Origin of the sequence: Nocardiopsis sp. NPDC006198 (assembly GCF_040613895.1) — a bacterium.
GTDB lineage: Bacteria > Actinomycetota > Actinomycetes > Streptosporangiales > Streptosporangiaceae > Nocardiopsis > Nocardiopsis tropica.
Genome location: NZ_JBEXSY010000009.1, coordinates 123,636 through 139,729, shown reverse-complemented (window position 1 = coordinate 139,729; position 16,094 = coordinate 123,636). Strand labels below are relative to the sequence as shown.

Annotated in this window: 16 protein-coding genes; 13 read left to right on the top strand and 3 right to left on the bottom strand. The window is 72.3% G+C overall.

Annotation, left to right across the window (positions count from 1 at the left end; all coding sequences use genetic code 11):
* Positions 1-116: 116 nt before the first annotated feature.
* Positions 117-2,186, top strand: a complete 2,070-nt coding sequence (locus ABZ234_RS09365) for a hypothetical protein (RefSeq protein WP_355011666.1) — start codon at positions 117-119, stop codon at positions 2,184-2,186.
* A 257-nt stretch (positions 2,187-2,443) separates the two neighbouring features.
* Here the strand turns inward: ABZ234_RS09365 and ABZ234_RS09360 are convergent, their stop codons facing one another.
* Positions 2,444-3,202 carry a hypothetical protein gene (locus tag ABZ234_RS09360; RefSeq protein WP_355011665.1) on the bottom strand — a complete coding sequence of 253 codons (759 nt, stop codon included), beginning with the start codon at positions 3,200-3,202 and terminating at the stop codon, positions 2,444-2,446.
* 478 nt (positions 3,203-3,680) lie between these two features.
* On the opposite strand from ABZ234_RS09360, the gene ABZ234_RS09355 reads away from it, so the two are divergent.
* Positions 3,681-5,021, top strand: coding sequence for a glycerophosphodiester phosphodiesterase (locus ABZ234_RS09355; RefSeq protein WP_355011664.1), 1,341 nt, complete (start codon positions 3,681-3,683; stop codon positions 5,019-5,021).
* Positions 5,022-5,145: 124 nt separating this feature from the next.
* Here the strand turns inward: ABZ234_RS09355 and ABZ234_RS09350 are convergent, their stop codons facing one another.
* Positions 5,146-5,682 carry a DUF4352 domain-containing protein gene (locus ABZ234_RS09350; protein WP_267946641.1) on the bottom strand — a complete coding sequence of 179 codons (537 nt, stop codon included), beginning with the start codon at positions 5,680-5,682 and terminating at the stop codon, positions 5,146-5,148.
* Between the two features lie 354 nt (positions 5,683-6,036).
* Here ABZ234_RS09350 and ABZ234_RS09345 point away from each other — a divergent pair, with 354 nt between their 5' ends.
* The 8 genes from ABZ234_RS09345 (at position 6,037) to ABZ234_RS09310 (ending at position 11,586) form a co-directional block, all read left to right on the top strand.
* A complete protein-coding gene (locus ABZ234_RS09345) occupies positions 6,037-6,399 on the top strand; it encodes a hypothetical protein (protein ID WP_267946642.1) in 363 nt (120 codons plus the stop codon).
* A complete protein-coding gene (locus ABZ234_RS09340) occupies positions 6,392-6,817 on the top strand; it encodes a hypothetical protein (RefSeq protein ID WP_267946643.1) in 426 nt (141 codons plus the stop codon). Before ABZ234_RS09345 ends, ABZ234_RS09340 begins: the two co-directional genes overlap by 8 nt.
* Before the next feature lie 74 nt (positions 6,818-6,891).
* Positions 6,892-7,743: a sulfurtransferase gene (locus ABZ234_RS09335; protein ID WP_355011663.1), complete on the top strand. Its 852-nt coding sequence runs from the start codon at positions 6,892-6,894 to the stop codon at positions 7,741-7,743.
* Between the two features lie 220 nt (positions 7,744-7,963).
* Complete coding sequence (locus tag ABZ234_RS09330) at positions 7,964-8,569, top strand: DUF4178 domain-containing protein (RefSeq protein WP_267946645.1); 606 nt, start codon at positions 7,964-7,966, stop codon at positions 8,567-8,569.
* Between the two features lie 7 nt (positions 8,570-8,576).
* A complete protein-coding gene (locus tag ABZ234_RS09325) occupies positions 8,577-9,110 on the top strand; it encodes a DUF2617 family protein (protein ID WP_267946646.1) in 534 nt (177 codons plus the stop codon).
* Positions 9,107-9,454, top strand: coding sequence for a hypothetical protein (locus ABZ234_RS09320; protein ID WP_267946647.1), 348 nt, complete (start codon positions 9,107-9,109; stop codon positions 9,452-9,454). Before ABZ234_RS09325 ends, ABZ234_RS09320 begins: the two co-directional genes overlap by 4 nt.
* A 66-nt stretch (positions 9,455-9,520) precedes the next feature.
* Entirely contained in the window at positions 9,521-9,949 is a 429-nt protein-coding gene (locus ABZ234_RS09315) for a DUF350 domain-containing protein (RefSeq protein ID WP_355011662.1), read from the top strand.
* Between the two features lie 71 nt (positions 9,950-10,020).
* The gene (locus ABZ234_RS09310; protein ID WP_355011661.1) at positions 10,021-11,586 is read left to right on the top strand and encodes a polyamine aminopropyltransferase; all 1,566 of its coding nucleotides are present in this window, start codon (positions 10,021-10,023) and stop codon (positions 11,584-11,586) included.
* Positions 11,587-11,960: 374 nt separating this feature from the next.
* Here the strand turns inward: ABZ234_RS09310 and ABZ234_RS09305 are convergent, their stop codons facing one another.
* Positions 11,961-12,419 (bottom strand): flavodoxin, encoded by a 459-nt coding sequence (locus ABZ234_RS09305; RefSeq protein WP_355011660.1) that lies wholly within the window; start codon positions 12,417-12,419, stop codon positions 11,961-11,963.
* Between the two features lie 122 nt (positions 12,420-12,541).
* Here ABZ234_RS09305 and ABZ234_RS09300 point away from each other — a divergent pair, with 122 nt between their 5' ends.
* From ABZ234_RS09300 to hydA, 3 genes are all read left to right on the top strand, one after another.
* Positions 12,542-13,447, top strand: a complete 906-nt coding sequence (locus tag ABZ234_RS09300; protein WP_344183190.1) for a hypothetical protein — start codon at positions 12,542-12,544, stop codon at positions 13,445-13,447.
* A 362-nt stretch (positions 13,448-13,809) separates the two neighbouring features.
* Positions 13,810-14,652, top strand: coding sequence for a nitrilase-related carbon-nitrogen hydrolase (locus ABZ234_RS09295; RefSeq protein WP_267946652.1), 843 nt, complete (start codon positions 13,810-13,812; stop codon positions 14,650-14,652).
* 16 nt (positions 14,653-14,668) lie between these two features.
* Positions 14,669-16,075: a dihydropyrimidinase gene (hydA, locus tag ABZ234_RS09290; protein ID WP_355011659.1), complete on the top strand. Its 1,407-nt coding sequence runs from the start codon at positions 14,669-14,671 to the stop codon at positions 16,073-16,075.
* Positions 16,076-16,094 lie beyond the last annotated feature (19 nt).

Sequence of the window (16,094 nt, the reverse complement as noted above, 5' to 3'; positions counted from 1 at the left end):
GCAGGTGGGGCCCGTGGGGCGGACAGCGCCACACCTGGCGTTCCAGGTAGGCCGATTTCAACCCGATGTCATCGTTTCACTACCCTTCGGAGTGTCGGCTTGCAACAATGGGGTGCATGCCTCGACCGAGCAAGTACGTGTCCCGGTCCGACCTCGGCTGGGGATCCTCCCCCGCCGAGAGGGCCAACCCCCGATCCGGACTGGTCATCCACTACGACAGCGCCGACCAGGGCCTCGCCGACAAGAAGCACGAGGCGTGTGTCACATACTGGCGCAACACCCGCAAGTTCCACACCGGCCCCTCCCGCGGTTGGGCCGACATCGGATACTGCGTCGACGAAAAGACGGAGATCTTCACAGAAGAGGGCTGGAAGACATTCCAGGAGATCGCCGAAGGCGATGTGGTCCTCACCCTCGACCACGAGACGGGCACGTCCCAGTGGCAGCCGCTGCTGGCGGTGAACGTCTTCCCCGCGGTACCGCGCGAGCTGATCAGGATGGAGGGGCACAGCCACTCCTCCCTGACCACGGCCCAGCACCGGTGGCCCGTCGAGCGGTTCTACCGCCGCGCAGGGACGCAACGCCACAAGTCGGCCGATGGTCGATGGGCGGCGACAGGGCGCGCGGAGCGCACGCAGCAGGGACGCGAACGCGTCTGGGCGACCACCGGGACCCTGAAGTACGCGGACCGCATCCCCTTGTCCGCTCCCTGCGTCACTCTCCCGACCGAGCCCAAGTGGTCGGACGCCCTGGTGGAACTGGTGGCGTGGTTCTGGACCGAAGGGCACATCAAGCCGCAGAGCCGGAGCCGCGTCCCCAGTACGGGCGTGGTCATCTACCAGTCCGAGCAGAAGAACCCGGAGAACGTGGCCAGGATCAGAGGAGCGCTGCACGCTCTCTTCGGCCCCGCGTGTGACGGCTTCCCCCGCTCCGGGACTGCTGCGGACGGGGTCCCCCGGTGGGGGGAGGCAGTCGACCGGCACCTCGTGGAGTTCCATCTCTCGGAGGACGCGGGTCGGGTGCTTCTCGACCACGCGCCCGGACGTGTTCCCGGATACGGGTTTCTCCGGTCCCTCACACGGGCTCAGCTCGGCCTGTTCATCGAGGCCTCCCTGCTGGCCGACGGCCACGACAACCGAACCGTCGACGCACAGGCCCTCAGCCAGAAGAGCCGGGAGGCAGCGGAGGCCTTCCAGTTCGCCGTGATCCTGGCGGGATATGCGACGTCGTTGCGAAGGCGCCCGCCGACGCCGTCGACGAAGTACGACATGTGGAAGGTCGAACTGCGGCGCAAGACCCACTTCGCGCCCAAGGCCGCGCAAACGCGGAAGTCGGCCTTCTCCATCACGAAGGAGCCCTACGAGGGTCGTATCTGGTGCCCGACCACGCCGAACGGAACCTGGCTCGCACGGCGGGCGGGCACGGTGTACTTCACCGGGAACTCGTTCATGGCGTGTGCCCACGGATATGTCCTGGAAGGCCGCGGTCTGTACCGCACCCAGGCCGCGCAGCCCGGGGGCAACACCTCCCACTACTCGGTGACCCTGGCCACGGGCCCGAAGGACGCCATCACGCCCGAGCAGATCAACGCCGTCCGCCAGCTGCGCCAGTGGCTGATGGAACCGGACACCTCCATCTCCGGCAAGGTGCTCGGCCACCGCGACTTCATCTCCACCTCGTGTCCCGGGGACAGGGCCTACAAGCTCGTCAAGGACGGAACCTTCGCCAAGAAGCCCGACGAAACCGAGGGAGATGACGTGCCCAGACATCGCAGGTTCGAGAAGGACGACGCACAGGAGCTGACACCCGGCACGTGGGCCAGCCTCAAGTTCGACCGCCGCCACGACGGCCACAGGGGCGACCTGTACGCCCTCGTGGGCCCGGACGAGCCGGACGGGGCGCTCTACGACCTCTCCGTGGGCGTCACCCTCCAGGGCCTGGCCTCGGGGACCGAGGTGCAGCTGCGCGCCACGGAGTACGAGTCCGACGGCAGCGGCGGCTGGAAGGTGGCCCGCAACCGTCCCATCGAGAGTCCGGTGCAGGCTGCGGGGAACGGGCACTTCACCTACGCCTGGAAGGGCAATCTCGCCAAGGGCAGGCGTGTGCGGGTGCGGGTCGCGCAGTTCGGGGACGCGAGCGCACAGGTCACGTCGGCCACCGCCGAGGTCTTCTACTGGCCCAAGTAGCCCGTGGACTCCCCCGGGGCCGGGCGCGGCCCGGAGGCCTGCGGCTCCGGGCCGCGCCGGTCCGTGGGGAGAGGCGTCCGTGACCGCCGTCGGCGCCGGATCGGCCCCGGCCCGGTCTTTCCGGTCCCGTCCGGTTCCCGGCGGGCGAGGGACCGTCCCCGACGCCCCCTCGGCGCCCGTCCCGGAGCACCGGGACACGGGAACGCCCCGGCCGCGCTCGGGCGCGTCCGGGGCGTTCCGCCGTTCGTCCGGCCGGGTCAGCCGACCGGGATGACGATCGGCTCCTCCATCCCGAAGCTCGGGTCGAACCGGAGCTCGGTGACGGTCACCTCGCCCACCGTGGCGAGCTGCCCGGAGATGCTGTCCCCGGGAGCGACGGACACGGCTTCCATCTGGGTGATGTCGGCGAAGATCGTCTCGGCCCAGTCGGAGCGCTCCGTGCCGTCGTCCAGCACGAAGGTGAAGTAGATCGGGTTGACGTCCAGGGCCTCGGACGAGTCGTTGGTGATCTCGACATCCACCACGGTGTAGGTGGTGTCGTCGATGACGTCGCCGGCGGTGCCGCTCTGCGTGGCGCTGGCGGTGATGCCGCCCTGCTCGACGGGGGCCTCCTCCTCGGTCGGCTGGGACTCGGTCTCGCCCGTCGACTCCTCCGGGGAGGAGGACGTGGTGGGCTGCGTGACCGGTTCGTCACCCCCCGACAGGGAGGCGACGATGACGATGAGCACGATGGCGATGATCACCACGCCGAGGCAGCCGCCGACCCCGATGCCGACCTTGGCGCCGGTGGACATGCCCTTCTTGGGCGGCTCGCCGTAGGGGGGCTGGCCGCCGGGGGGCATGTCATAGGGCGGCTGGCCGCCGTAGGGCGGCTGACCGCCGGGGGGCCCGCCGTAGGGGGGCTGACCCCCGGAGAGGTCTCCGTAGGGGGGCTGACCCCCGGTGGGGCCTCCGTAGGGAGGCTGGCCGCCGTAGGGCGGCTGCTGAGGGCCCGAGGGGTACTGGGGATAGGACACGGGGGTACTCCGGCTCTCGTGCACGATGCGGTGGAAGGGGATGCGCCGCCTACACCGTGCACCGTCGGGTGAACACGTGCGGCTGCGAGGACAATATCCGACATGACCGCATCGCGTTCGCGCTGCTCCCCTGCCCGGACCGTCCGGTTCCGGACACGGACGCGGGCGGGAGCCCCGGAACCCCGGACGTATCCGGCCGGACCCCGGTGGCGGACACGGTGCGGCACGGTGTTCGATGCCGCCCGTCCCTGTGAGGTTCTCCACTGCCGCGCCCCGCTCCTGGGGCCCGCCGGTCCGGCCCCGGGTCCGCTCCGCGGTCCGCCGTGCCCGGCGGCCGGTCGCGCCGCGGGCCGGTCGCGCCGCGGGCGTCGTGGGCTGCGGGGAAGGCGCCCCGCCCTCCGCCCGTGCGCCCCGCCGCCCCGCCGCGGGGGCGCGCGTCGTAGGTTGTTCGCGGCCCCCACCCCCTGAGGAGACGCCCGTGCTGATCGACCACCTGTCCTGGCCGCTGACCGTCGCCCACCGCGGCGCCCGGTCGACCGCCCCCGAGAACACCCTGGAGGCCGTGGCGGCGGCGATCGACGCCGGGTCGGACCTGATCGAGGTCGACGTCCACCTCGCCGCCGACGGGTCGCTGGTCCTGTGCCACGACACGACCCTGAGCCGGACGCACGGCGTCGCCCTGCCCGTGGCCGGGCTGACCGCCACGGCGGTGAAGAGGTGGCCCGTCCGATCGGCCTCCCGGCTCGGGCTGACCGGGTGGCCGGACGTGCCCACCGTCACCCTCAACGAGGTGTTCGCCCGCTTCGCCCGTGCCCCGGTCGCCTGGCTGATCGAGGCCAAGTACCCGCCCGCCCCGACCGGGGCCCGGCTCGACGCCGTCGGCGACGCCATCGTGGACCACGTCTTCCGCTGGGACCTGGCCGGCTCGGTGATCGTCCAGTCGTTCCAGCGGCGTCCCGGGCTGCGCGCCGTCGCCGCCGGGCTCCCGGCCGGGTACATCGAGACCGCCGGCGGCAGCGATCCCCGCGAGCTCGCCGACCAGGGCTTCGACTACTACGGGATGCGCAAGGACGCCCCGCCCGAACGCATCGCGGCGGCCGCCGACGCCGGGATGCGCCCCCTCCTCTACACGATCAACCGGCGCAGCGAGCGGGACGCCGCGCTCGCGGCCGGTGCGGCCGGGATCGTCACCGACGACCCCCTCTACCTGGCCGGACGCGCGCCGGGCCCGGACCTGTACGCCCTGGGCACCTGGCCGCACGGCCACCTGCCCTCACCGGTGAACCCGGTCACGGGCGTGCTCACCGGCTCGGCCCTGGAGCTGGCGCCCGCGCGGATGGAGGCGGGGGTGCCGGGGAACTACACCGCTGCCGTGCTCGGCTCGCTCAGCCACGAGGCGCCGCCGGAGTCGTGGACGTGGGACGTGCGGGTCGCCCTCCTGGAGGCGACGAGCGCCACCCGATCCGCGCAGGTCCAGTTCTGCATGGGGTCGGACGTGGGCTACCACGACGACGACCACGGCCGCGTCGACTGCTACAACGTCCTGCTGCGGCCGAACGGGACGCTCGACCTCTACGCGGCGGCCGACGGCGCCGGGGTCCGCATCGCGACAGCGACGGGTCCGGCCGTGCCCGTGTCCGCGACGGACCCGGTGTACGTGCCGCTGCGCATCGAGGTCTCCCCCACGCACGTGGGCGTCAGCCGCCTGGACGCCTCCGGGGTCGTGGCCTCGGCCGCCGACCCCCGGTTCCGGGGCGGGTACGTGGGCGTCGGGGTCCGCTCCGTCAGGGCGCGCTTCGTGCCGGGGGCCCGGGCCTGACCGTGCCGGCGCTGGAGCGCCCGGGCTGCGGACCTGGCGTCCCCGCCCGTCCGGGCGGGGGCGGTCGCCCCGGTCGGAGGCGTACGGGCCCCGGTCGCGTGCGCGGCAGGGGCCCGTACGGGTCCTACCCGACCTCGGCGACGACCGGGTCGCCCAGGCCGAGGATGTCCCCCATCTCGACGGTGGCCACGTCGACCTCGCCGACGAGGGCGATCTGCCCGGAGGCCCGCTGGCCGGGCTGGAGGGTGACGGCGTCGATGGGGTCGATGTCGGCGAAGATCGTGTCGGCCCAGTCGCTCACGACGGTGCCGTCGGAGAGGACGGCCGTGAAGTTGATCGGGTTCACGTCGACGGGCTCGTCCGAGTCGTTGACGACCTCGACGTCGATCGCGGTGTAGGTCGTGCTGTCGATGGTGTCGCCGACGGTGCCGGCGTGGGTGGCCGTCATCGTCACGCCGGTCTCCTCGGCGGGCTCCTCCTCGGCGGGTTCCGCCTCCGAGGCCTCGTCGGCCTCCTCGGTGGTGGCGCTCACGGCGGGCGGCGGGGCGTCTGCCTCGGTGTCCGAGGTGACGGCGGCGACGCAGCCGGCCATGAGGAGGAGGATCAGCAGGACGCCGGCGCAGCCGCCGCAGCCGAGGCCGATCTTCGCTCCGGTGGACATCCCCTGCTTCGGGGGCTGGGGCGGGGGGACGGACTGTCCATAGGGTCCGTAGGACATGGGGGAGCTCCGAGTCTGTGGGGGCAGAGCGGCGAGCGGGGGCCGCGGGGGTACCGAGCCCTGAGCGGGGGTGCGCGGCTGTTGGGAGAACCGTAGCCCCCGGACTGGCCATGGGGCGCCTGTTGCGCGGGAGACGGCCGGATGTGGTCAGCGATCGGCGCCCGGCACGGCGTCCCCGCCCGTTCGGGCTCCCCGGTTGGCACGGGGACCGGCCGGAGTACTACGCTGTGTCGTAGACAAGTGTGGTGTGCGGACCGCTGACATGGGCGGACGCGGCGGAGTGCGAGCGGAGGCGGCGTGGTCGACTGGCTGACCATGACGATTCAGATGGTGTCGCTGGCGATGGCCGGCTGGTGCCTCGTCTCGACCTTCCGCGACCGGCCGATGGTGGTCCCCCACCTGGTCGGCATGGGCGTCCTGTGGCTGCTCGTGCTCGGACAGGTGGGCGCCTCCGTGGCCGCCATGGTCGGCGGCGACCGCCCCGCCGAGACGGCGATGTACGTGTCCTACCTGGCGACGGTGGCGCTGCTGCCGCCCGCGTGCGCCGTGTGGGGCTTCATGGAGCGGAGCAAGTGGGGCCCCGCGGTAATCGCCTTCGCGTGCCTGATCCTGCCCGTCCTGTTCGTCCGCCTGGAACAGCTCTGGAGCCCCGTTGCCTGAGACGTCCGCGCCCACCGCGGCCAAGACCCTGCGCACCGGCCCCGGCCGGCTCCTCGTCGCCGTGTACGGGGTGTTCGCGCTGGCCGCGACCGCCCGCGGGAGCTACCAGCTGGCCACGCGGTTCGACGAGGCGCCGGCTGCCTACGCGCTGTCGCTGTTCGCCGGGATCGTCTACCTGGTGGCGGCGGTGGGCCTGGCCCGTGCGGGGCGGACCTCGCGCCGGGTCGCCCTGGTCTCGTGCGCCGTCGAGATGGCGGGCGTCCTCGTGGTGGGGACGGCGAGCGTGTTCTGGCCGTCCGTCTTCCCCGAGGACACCGTGTGGTCCGGCTTCGGCAGCGGCTACCTGTTCATCCCGCTCGTGCTGCCGGCCCTGGGGCTGTGGTGGATCCTGCGGGTGCACCGCATGGACCGGGACTGACCAGGCCGGTCCCGCCCCCGGGACGGGGACCCGGTTCCGTGTGCGGCGGGCGGCGGCCGGTTAGGCTGTCGCCCATGTCAGAACCCTCGTCCCTCCCGGTGGCCGTGTCGGCCGACTGGCTCCGCGAGCACCGCGACCAGGTGGTCCTCGTCGACTCCCGCTGGTACCTCGACGGCCGTTCCGGCCGCGACGCCTACCGCGCCGGGCACCTGCCCGGCGCCGTCTTCGCCGACGTGGACACCGACCTCGCCGCCCCGGCGGGCCCCGGGGTCGGCCGCCACCCGCTGCCCTCGCCCGAGGACTTCGCCGAGGCTCTGGGCCGCCTCGGCGTCGGGGACTCCGCCCGGGTGGTCGCCTACGACGACGCCGGGGGCTCCGTGGCCGCCCGCCTGGTGTGGATGCTCCGCGCCCTGGGAACCCCTGCCGCGTTCCTCGACGGAGGCATGCGGACGTGGACCGGCGGCCTGGAGGAGGGGGAGACCCTACCTTTGCCCGTGCACCGGACGGCGCGACCCTGGCCCCCCGAACTGGTGGTGGACACCGACACCGTCCTGGCGGAGACCGGTGAACCCGGCGACCTGCTCGTCGACGCCCGCGCCTACGCCCGCTTCACCGGCGAGCGGCCCGCGCCGGTGGACGCCCGCCCCGGGCACGTACCGGGCGCCCGCAGCGCCGAGTGGACGGCGAACCTGGACGGCGACGGCCTCCTCGCCGCACCGGAGGTCCTGCGCGAGCGCTTCGCCTCCCTGGGCGCCGACTCCGCCAGGACCATCACCGCGTACTGCGGTTCGGGGGTCACCGCATGCCACGACCTGCTGGCCCTCGAACACGCGGGGTACGCCGGCGCCCGCCTGTACCCGGGATCCTGGAGCCGGTGGGGCGGGGACGACTCGCTCCCCGCGGAGACCGGCGACCCCCGCGCCTGACGGGCCGTCCGGTCCCGGCGGCCCGCCCCGCGGGCGGCCGGCACCGTCCCGGACCGACCACGCACCGTCGTGACCTGTCGCGATCCGGTCTCGGAAGGAACCGGCGCCCCCTGTGCGGCGTCCGACCCGTCAGTAGGATTGCCCCGCCCGGGGAACGACGCGGCCGGGGCACAACCGACAACCCGCCCCCGCACCCCGCTCCACCGCGAAACGAGGAACCTTGTCCGTCGAACTCGTTCTGCTGTTCATCCTCCTCATCGTCGCCGCCGTGGCCGGCGTCCTGATCTACCTCCAGCGCTCCAAACAGCGGCAGGCGGCGCCCCCGCCGCCCGCGGCGCCCCGGGACCCCTTCGCCGACCAGGGCGACAGCGCCGCCGGGGACCCCCGCTCCATCAAGGCCGGCGACATGATCGACTGGGGCGCCGAGCGGACGTGGATCCGCGGCACCCTGCGCCTGTCCGAGGGCGGCTACGTCTGGTCCGAGCACTTCCTGGAGGTCGAGGGCGGCAAGCGCTGGCTCTCGGTCGAGGAGGATCCGGACGTGGAGCTCGCCCTGTGGTCCGGACGCCCGGACCTGGATCTGACCCCGCACAGCAAGACCATCGAACTGGAGGGCGTCACCTACCGCCTCCAGGAGAAGGGCAGCGGCTCCTACCGCTCCGAGGGCACCACAGGCCTCAAGGCGCAGGGCGGCCTCGACTACGCCGACTACGAGTCCTCGGACGGCAGGCTCCTGTCGTTCGAGCGGTTCGACCACGGCGGCTGGGAGGCCAGCACCGGCACCAAGGTCGCCCCCGGCACGTTCACCATCTACCCCGGGAGCTGATCCGCACGTGCGCGCGAGCATCAGCGCCCCCTTCGTCGACACCGGCGCGGACGACCTGGTCTGGACCCTGGGGCATCCGCCGACCGAGCCGCTGGCCTCTCGCTCCCTCCGGGTGGCGGGCGCCCGGGTCGAACTGCGCGTGCTGGGGGCCTCGCACCAGGTCGTCGTCGCGCCGGATTCCGGCGGAGGAGCCCTGGTGGAGACGGTCGCCTGCCTGCCCGGCCTGCCGGGCGGGCTCCCCGGACGCGCGGAACGCCCGGACCGGGGCGGCTACCGTTTCGACTCCCTCGTGGAGTCCCTCGCGCGCGACGAACTGGCCGACCGCGTGGAACGGCTCCACCGCGAGGTGGCCGATTCCCCCGGCGGACTCCTCGTCGCCTTCCCCGGCGACCCCCTGGCGATCACCGCCCTGCACCTGACCCCTCTCGGCGGTTCTCCCCTCGGCTGGCGCACCTGGCACGCCTATCCGCAGACAGGCGAACTGGTGACGACCACCTCGACGATGACCACTCCCCCCAGTCCGGAGAGATCCGCACCATGAACGCACACGAGGAAACCCACGAGAACAGGAACAAGATCATCACGGTGGTCGTCGTCGTCGGCGTCATCCTCCTGATCCTCATCCTGCTGAGCGCCTGCAACAACAACAGCAACAACTACTGCCCCGACGACGACGTCGTCGCCGTGGAGGGCTATGACGACGACGACTGCGAGGGGTCCTCGTCGGGCTCCGGCGGTGGCGGCGGTTTCTTCTTCTTCGGCGGAACCGGCGGCGGCTACCGGAACGACAACAGCAGCAGCTACAACAGCGGCAGCAACAACTACCGGAACGACAACGGCAGCGGCAGCAGCTACCGCGGCGGCGGCAGCAGCTTCGGCAAGTAGTCCCCGCGCCCCCGGGAGCCCCGCGACCGACAAACCGACGACGTCACCCCCTACACGGACAGGACCATGAACGAGATCCTCTTCAACTCCCTCGCAGCCCTCGCCTACGGCGGTGTGGGCATCGCCATCCTCGTGGCGGGCTACCTGATCACCGACCTGCTCACCCCCGGCAAGCTGCACCAGCTGATCTGGGAGAACCGCAACCGCAACGCCGTGCTGCTCGTGTCCGCGAACACGCTGGGCTCGGCCGTCATCGTCACGTCGGCGATCCTGTCCAGCGACTCGGAGATGGGCCTGGGCGCCGGCCTGCTCTCGGCCGCGGTCTACGGTGTGATCGGCCTGGGCGTCATGGCCCTGTCGTTCCTGCTGATCGACCTCATCATCCCGGCCAAGATCGCCCAGATCATCAGCAACGACGAGCCGCACCCGGCCACCTGGGTGAGCGCCACCGCGCACGTGTCGATCGCGCTCGTCGTGGCCGCCGCCCTCACCTGACGCCCCCGGGAGCGCAGGGCCCCTGACCCCGGCCACCGCCCCGCCCGCACCACCACACGAAGGCATCCGCGTTGACTGAGAACACGACCCGCGCCCGGCCAGGACTCCCGGTCCCCGCCAGGGCCGCCAGGTTCCTGGTACTGCTGGCGGTGTTCATCTGCGCGGCCTGCGGCCTGGTGTACGAGCTGGCGCTCGTCGCCATCGGCAGCTACCTGCTGGGAAACACCATCACCCAGGCCTCCGTGGTGCTGTCCGTGATGGTGTTCGCCATGGGCGTGGGGTCGCTGCTGTCCAAGCGCTTCCAGGCCAGTCCCGCGGTGTCGTTCGCGGTGATCGAGGGCCTGCTCTCCCTGGTCGGCGGCCTGTCGGTGCTCCTGCTGTACGGGGCCTTCGCCTGGTTCTCCGCCTACCAGCCCGCCCTGGTGGTGCTGTCGTTCGTCATCGGCCTGCTCATCGGCATGGAGATCCCCCTGCTGATGACGCTGATCCAGAGGATCCGCAGGCAGGAGGCCTCGGAGGCGGTCGCGGACCTGTTCGCGGCCGACTACGTGGGCGGGCTGATCGGCGGGCTGGCCTTCCCGTTCCTGCTGCTGCCCCTGCTGGGCCTGCCCCGGGGCGCGCTGGTGGTGGGGGCGCTGAACGCGGTGGTGGGCGTCGCGGTGGTGCTCTGGCTGTTCCGCTCGGAGCTGACCCGGCGCGCCTACGCGGGGCTGGGCCTCGGCCTGGCCGCCATCATCGCGGTGCTCGGCCTGGCCTACGTGTACGCCGACCGGTTCGAGGTGGACGCCCGCCAGGCGCTGTACCGGGACCCGATCGTGCACGCGGAGCGCTCCGAGTACCAGGAGATCGTGCTCACGCGCTCCCTGGACGGCGAGGACGTGCGCATGTTCCTCAACGGGAGCCTCCAGTTCTCGACCCTGGACGAGTACCGCTACCACGAGTCGCTGATCCACCCCGCGATGGACGGCCCGCACGGGAACGTGCTGGTCCTGGGGGGCGGGGACGGCCTCGCCCTGCGGGAGGTCCTGGCCTACGACGACGTGTCCTCGGTGACGCTGGTGGACCTGGACCCGGCGGTGATCGAGCTGGCGTCCACGGACCCGGTGATCACGGAGCTGAACGGGGACTCGTTCGAGGACCCGAGGGTGGAGGTGGTCAACACCGACGCCTTCCAGTGGCTGCGGGAGAACGGGGAGGGCTTCGACGTGGTCGTCGCCGACCTGCCGGACGGCGACGACACCTCCACGTCCAAGCTGTACTCGGTGGAGTTCTACTCGCTCCTGCGGCACGCCCTCGCCGACGACGGCCGCCTGGTGGTGCAGGCGGGTTCGCCGTTCTTCGCGCCCGACGCCTTCTGGAGCGTGGACCGCTCGCTGGAGGAGGCGGGGTTCTCGACCACCCCGTACAACGTGGACGTGCCGAGTTTCGGGAACTGGGGGTTCTACCTGGCGGCCGTGGGGCCGGCGCCCGAGCTGGACGTGCCGGACGACGCGCCCCCGCTGCGGTTCCTGGACGAGCCGCTGCTGGACGCGGCGCAGGTCTTCCCGAGGGACCGGCGCGGGAGCGACGCCGAGGAGTCGACCCTGATGCACCCCCGGGTGATGGCCTACCACCAGGGCGCCTGGCGCGGTTACTGACGCCGCGCCCCCCGGGGGGCGCGGGGCCGGGGCGGCCCCGGCGCGCCCTCCCGTGGAGTGGACACCGCGCGGCCTGGAACTGTGGGCCAGTGGGCGGCCACGCGGTGGGTCTGTGCGGGGGCGGACGCCGAACCGGACGTTCGCACGTCGGCCCGCGACCGGGTCCATCCTGTCCCGGGGGTGGGCTTCCACGGGGTCGCCACGCCGCCCCGGTCCCCGCGCAGGCCAACCCCTTACCCAGACTTACCGCCCCTTTTCCGACAGGAGCCGGGACGGGCGTCCGGCGTTCCGGTCGGGCCGCCAGCCGTCGCATGTCCGGTCCGGGCGTGGGACGGCCCGGCCCCGCGTGCGGAAGGACGCGGCCGATCCCCGGGTCAGCCCCTCTCCTGGGCGGCGAGGGCGGTGACGGCGCCCAGCTCCCAGCACGCCTCGCGGGCGGCGGCGTCGGGTCTGCCGTGGACGGTGACCGGGGGCCGGTGGCGATCCCATCCGATGCCCTTCGCGATGGACTCCACCGCGCGGACGGCTCCGGCGGTGTCGTTGTCCCCGTGCACGTAGAGGGAGTAGGGCAGCCCCTCGGTCTCCCCCTGGGCCGGGTAGAACACCGTGTCGAAGAAGTGCTTGAGCGCGCCGGACATGTAGCCGATGTTGGCCGGGGTCCCCAGGACCAGCGCGTCGGCCCCGAGCAGGTCGCTGACGGTCGCGGACAGTGCCGCCTTCGACCGCACCTCCACCCCTTCGATATCGTCGTCGCGGGCACCGTCGAGCACGGCCCCCAACATCTCCCGGGTGGCGGGTGAGACCGTGTGGTGAACGATGAGAAGTCGTGCCATGCCCCCACAGTAGGCAGTCGAACGCGTCTGGAACTGTCGGCCTCCGGCCGGCGTCACACTCAGCACGGGCAAGACGGCCCGGCCGCCTCCCGACCCGCCCGCAGCAGAAAGCCAGGACCTCCATGAGTCAGCCTCCTCCCCCGAACGGCCCGTACCAGGGACCTCCGACCGGTGGCCAGCCGCCCATGGGCCCTCCCCCGCCGGGTGGGCCCTACGGCCCCGGCGGCCCGTCCGACGGCTACCCCTCCGGGCCCTACGGCCCTCCCGGGGGTGACCCCTACGGTCCCCCCGGCGGTGACCCGTCCGGACCCTACGGCCCTCCCGGCGGCGACCCGTACGGTCCCCCCGGCGGCGACCCCTACGGCCCTCCCGGCGGAGGCCCGTACGGCCACCCCGGCGGACCGGGCGGGCCCTACGGCCCCGGCGGCCCCCAGCCCCCCTACGGCCCCGGCCCGCAGGGGCCGAAGAAGAGCTCCCCGTGGCTGTGGGTCGGCCTGGGCTGCGGCGGCCTGTTCGTCATCGGCGTCATCCTCGTGGTGCTCATCGCCTTCGTCTTCAACGACAGGGACGAGTCGGGCGGCACCTCCACGACGGTCACGACCGAGAGTCCCAGCGAGGGCTCGGGCGAGTCCGGCGGCGGTGGCGAGTCCGGCGGCGGTACCGGCGAGACCGTCGAGCACAACGGCATCCTCTACACGATCACCGGCACCGAGGTCACCGACGAGGTCGGCGGTTACACCGCCGACGGCGAGTACGTCATCGTGCACCTCGACGTGGCCTACGCCGGCACCGACACGTTCTGGCGCGACGAGCAGCACCTGTACACGTCCTCCGGCGAGCAGTTCGAGGAGGACTACGACGCCACCGGCACGCTCGGCGACTCCATGTGGAGCGACCTGCCCAGCGACGGCACCCCGGTGAGCCTGAGCATCGTCTTCGACGTGCCCGCGGCCGCCGACATCACCCACATCGGGCTGAGCTCGGAGACGTACGGCGGGGACGAGATCGAGGTCGAGCTCAGTCCCTGACCCGCACCCTCCCCCGGGCACGGGGCCGAGCGTGAACGGGGCCGTCGGAATCCCTTCCGGCGGCCCCTCGCCGTGTCCGCCGGAGGCATGTGCGGTTCCCTGAAATTTCTCGGGAAAACGGCGCGAAACCTGTGTTTTCCTCCGAATTGTTTTCACCCGGAAATGCCATTAAGCCCCTGTTGTGCACGATGAGAAAAACGGAAACACCGACTTATCACATGAACGGGGATGTCGAACGTTGACCCCCCGTTCCCCTCTTCTCTAAGGTGCGACTCTCACGCGCACCGCCCGCCGCGCCCACCGCACGACCACCGGCGCGAGCAGGGAGTACGCGGGCCCACCAGCCGAGGAGCGAGGGAACCATGCCGCACAACGTCCGCGCCGCGCTCGTCCAGACGGAATGGACGGGCGACACCGAGTCCGTGCTCGCGGCCCACGAGGAGTACGCGCGCGACGCGGCGGCGCAGGGCGCCCGGATCATCGGTTTCCAGGAGGTGTTCAACGCGCCCTACTTCTGCCAGGTGCAGGAGGCGGAGCACCACCGCTGGGCGGAGCCCGTCCCCGACGGCCCCACCGTCACCCGGTTCGCGGCCCTGGCCCGGGAGCTGGGCACCGTGATGGTGCTGCCGGTCTTCGAGGTCGAGAAGCCCGGCTTCTACTACAACACCGCCGCCGTCGTCGACGCGGACGGCTCCTACCTCGGCAAGTACCGCAAGCACCACATCCCGCAGGTCGAGGGCTTCTGGGAGAAGTACTACTTCCGCCCCGGCAACCTCGGCTGGCCCGTGTTCGACACCGCCGTCGGCCGCGTCGGGGTCTACATCTGCTACGACCGCCACTTCCCGGAGGGATGGCGGGCGCTCGGCCTGGCCGGGGCGCAGCTGGTGTACAACCCGTCCGCGACCAGCCGCGGCCTCTCCGGCCACCTGTGGAAGCTCGAACAGCCGGCCGCCGCGGTGGCCAACGCGTACTTCGTCGCCGCCATCAACCGCGTGGGCGTGGAGGAGTACGGCGACAACGACTTCTACGGAACCAGCTACTTCGTCGACCCGCGCGGGCAGTTCGTCGGCGATGTCGCCTCGGACACCTCGCCGGAGCTGGTCGTCCGCGACCTCGACCTCGACCTGGTCGACCGGGTCCGGCAGCAGTGGGCGTTCTACCGGGACCGCCGCCCGGACGCCTACGGTCCGCTGGTCGAGGGCTGAGAGGGGGAGGAGAGCCGTGGAACGCACCGTCATCAGCGGCGGCCTGGTCGTCACCGCCTCCGAGGAGGTGGAGGCCGACGTCCTCGTCGAGGGGGAGCGGATCGCCGCCCTCGCCCTGCGCGGCAGCGACACCGCACGCTCCTGGGCCGAGAGCGGAGCCCGCACCGTCGACGCCGCCGGCCACTACGTGGTCCCGGGCGGGGTCGACGGCCACACCCACATGGAGATGCCCTTCGGCGGCACCTACTCGGCCGACACCTTCGAGACGGGCACCCGCGCCGCCGCCTGGGGCGGAACCACCACCATCGTCGACTTCGCCGTCCAGGGCCGGGGGCGGTCCGTACGCGCCGGGGTGGACGAGTGGATGGCCAAGGCCGAGGGGAGGTGCGCGATCGACTACGCCTTCCACGCGATCCTGTCCGACGTCGACGAGTCCTCCCTGAGGGAGACGGACGCCCTGGTGGACGAGGGCGTGACCTCGTTCAAGCTGTTCATGGCCTATCCCGGCGTGTTCTACAGCGACGACGGCCAGATCCTCCGCGCCATGCAGCGCGGCGCGTCCAACGGCGCGCTGACCATGGTGCACGCCGAGAACGGCATCGCCATCGACGTGCTGGTCGAGCAGGCCCTCGCCGAGGGCAGGACCGACCCCCGCCACCACGGGGAGGTGCGCAAGGCCCTGCTGGAGTCGGAGGCCACCCACCGCGCCGTCCAGCTCGCCCGCGTCGCCGGATCGCCCCTGTACGTGGTGCACGTGTCCGCCCGGGAGGCCGTGGAGGAACTGGTCCGGGCCCGCGACATGGGCCTCAACGTGTTCGGGGAGACCTGCCCGCAGTACCTGTTCCTGTCCGCCGACAACCTGGCCGAGCCGGGCTTCGAGGGCGCCAAGTACGTGTGCTCCACGCCGCTGCGCCCGCGGGAGCACCAGGAGCACCTGTGGCGGGCCCTGCGCACGAACGACCTGTCCGTCGTCTCCACCGACCACTGCCCGTTCTGTTTCAGCGGGCAGAAGGACCTGGGCGTCGGCGACTTCTCCAAGATCCCCAACGGCATGCCCGGGGTGGAGCACAGGATGGACCTGCTGCACCAGGCGGTGGTGGAGGGCCGCATCGACCGGCGCAGGTGGATCGAGATCGCCTGCGCCACCCCGGCCCGCATGTTCGGCCTCTACCCGTCCAAGGGCACGATCTCGCCCGGCGCGGACGCCGACATCGTCGTCTACGACCCGCGCGCGGAGCATGTCCTGTCGGCCGCGACCCACCACATGAACGTGGACTACTCGGCGTACGAGGGCAGACGGGTCACCGGGAGGGCGCGCACGGTCCTCTCGCGCGGCCGCGTCGTCGTGGACGGCGGCGCCTACCTGGGCGAGGCCGGCCACGGCCGGTACGTGCCCCGCTCCACCTGCCAGTACCTGATCTGACCGCCCGAGGGGACACGAC

What these genes read in the sequence shown, in the direction of transcription:
- ABZ234_RS09305 (WP_355011660.1), bottom strand. Translation starts at nt 12,419, where the DNA reads ATGGCACGACTTCTCATCGTTCACCACACGGTCTCACCCGCCACCCGG.
- ABZ234_RS09320 (WP_267946647.1), top strand. Translation starts at nt 9,107, where the DNA reads ATGAACGCACACGAGGAAACCCACGAGAACAGGAACAAGATCATCACG.
- ABZ234_RS09365 (WP_355011666.1), top strand. Translation starts at nt 117, where the DNA reads ATGCCTCGACCGAGCAAGTACGTGTCCCGGTCCGACCTCGGCTGGGGA.
- ABZ234_RS09295 (WP_267946652.1), top strand. Translation starts at nt 13,810, where the DNA reads ATGCCGCACAACGTCCGCGCCGCGCTCGTCCAGACGGAATGGACGGGC.
- ABZ234_RS09335 (WP_355011663.1), top strand. Translation starts at nt 6,892, where the DNA reads ATGTCAGAACCCTCGTCCCTCCCGGTGGCCGTGTCGGCCGACTGGCTC.
- ABZ234_RS09300 (WP_344183190.1), top strand. Translation starts at nt 12,542, where the DNA reads ATGAGTCAGCCTCCTCCCCCGAACGGCCCGTACCAGGGACCTCCGACC.
- ABZ234_RS09315 (WP_355011662.1), top strand. Translation starts at nt 9,521, where the DNA reads ATGAACGAGATCCTCTTCAACTCCCTCGCAGCCCTCGCCTACGGCGGT.
- ABZ234_RS09350 (WP_267946641.1), bottom strand. Translation starts at nt 5,682, where the DNA reads ATGTCCACCGGAGCGAAGATCGGCCTCGGCTGCGGCGGCTGCGCCGGC.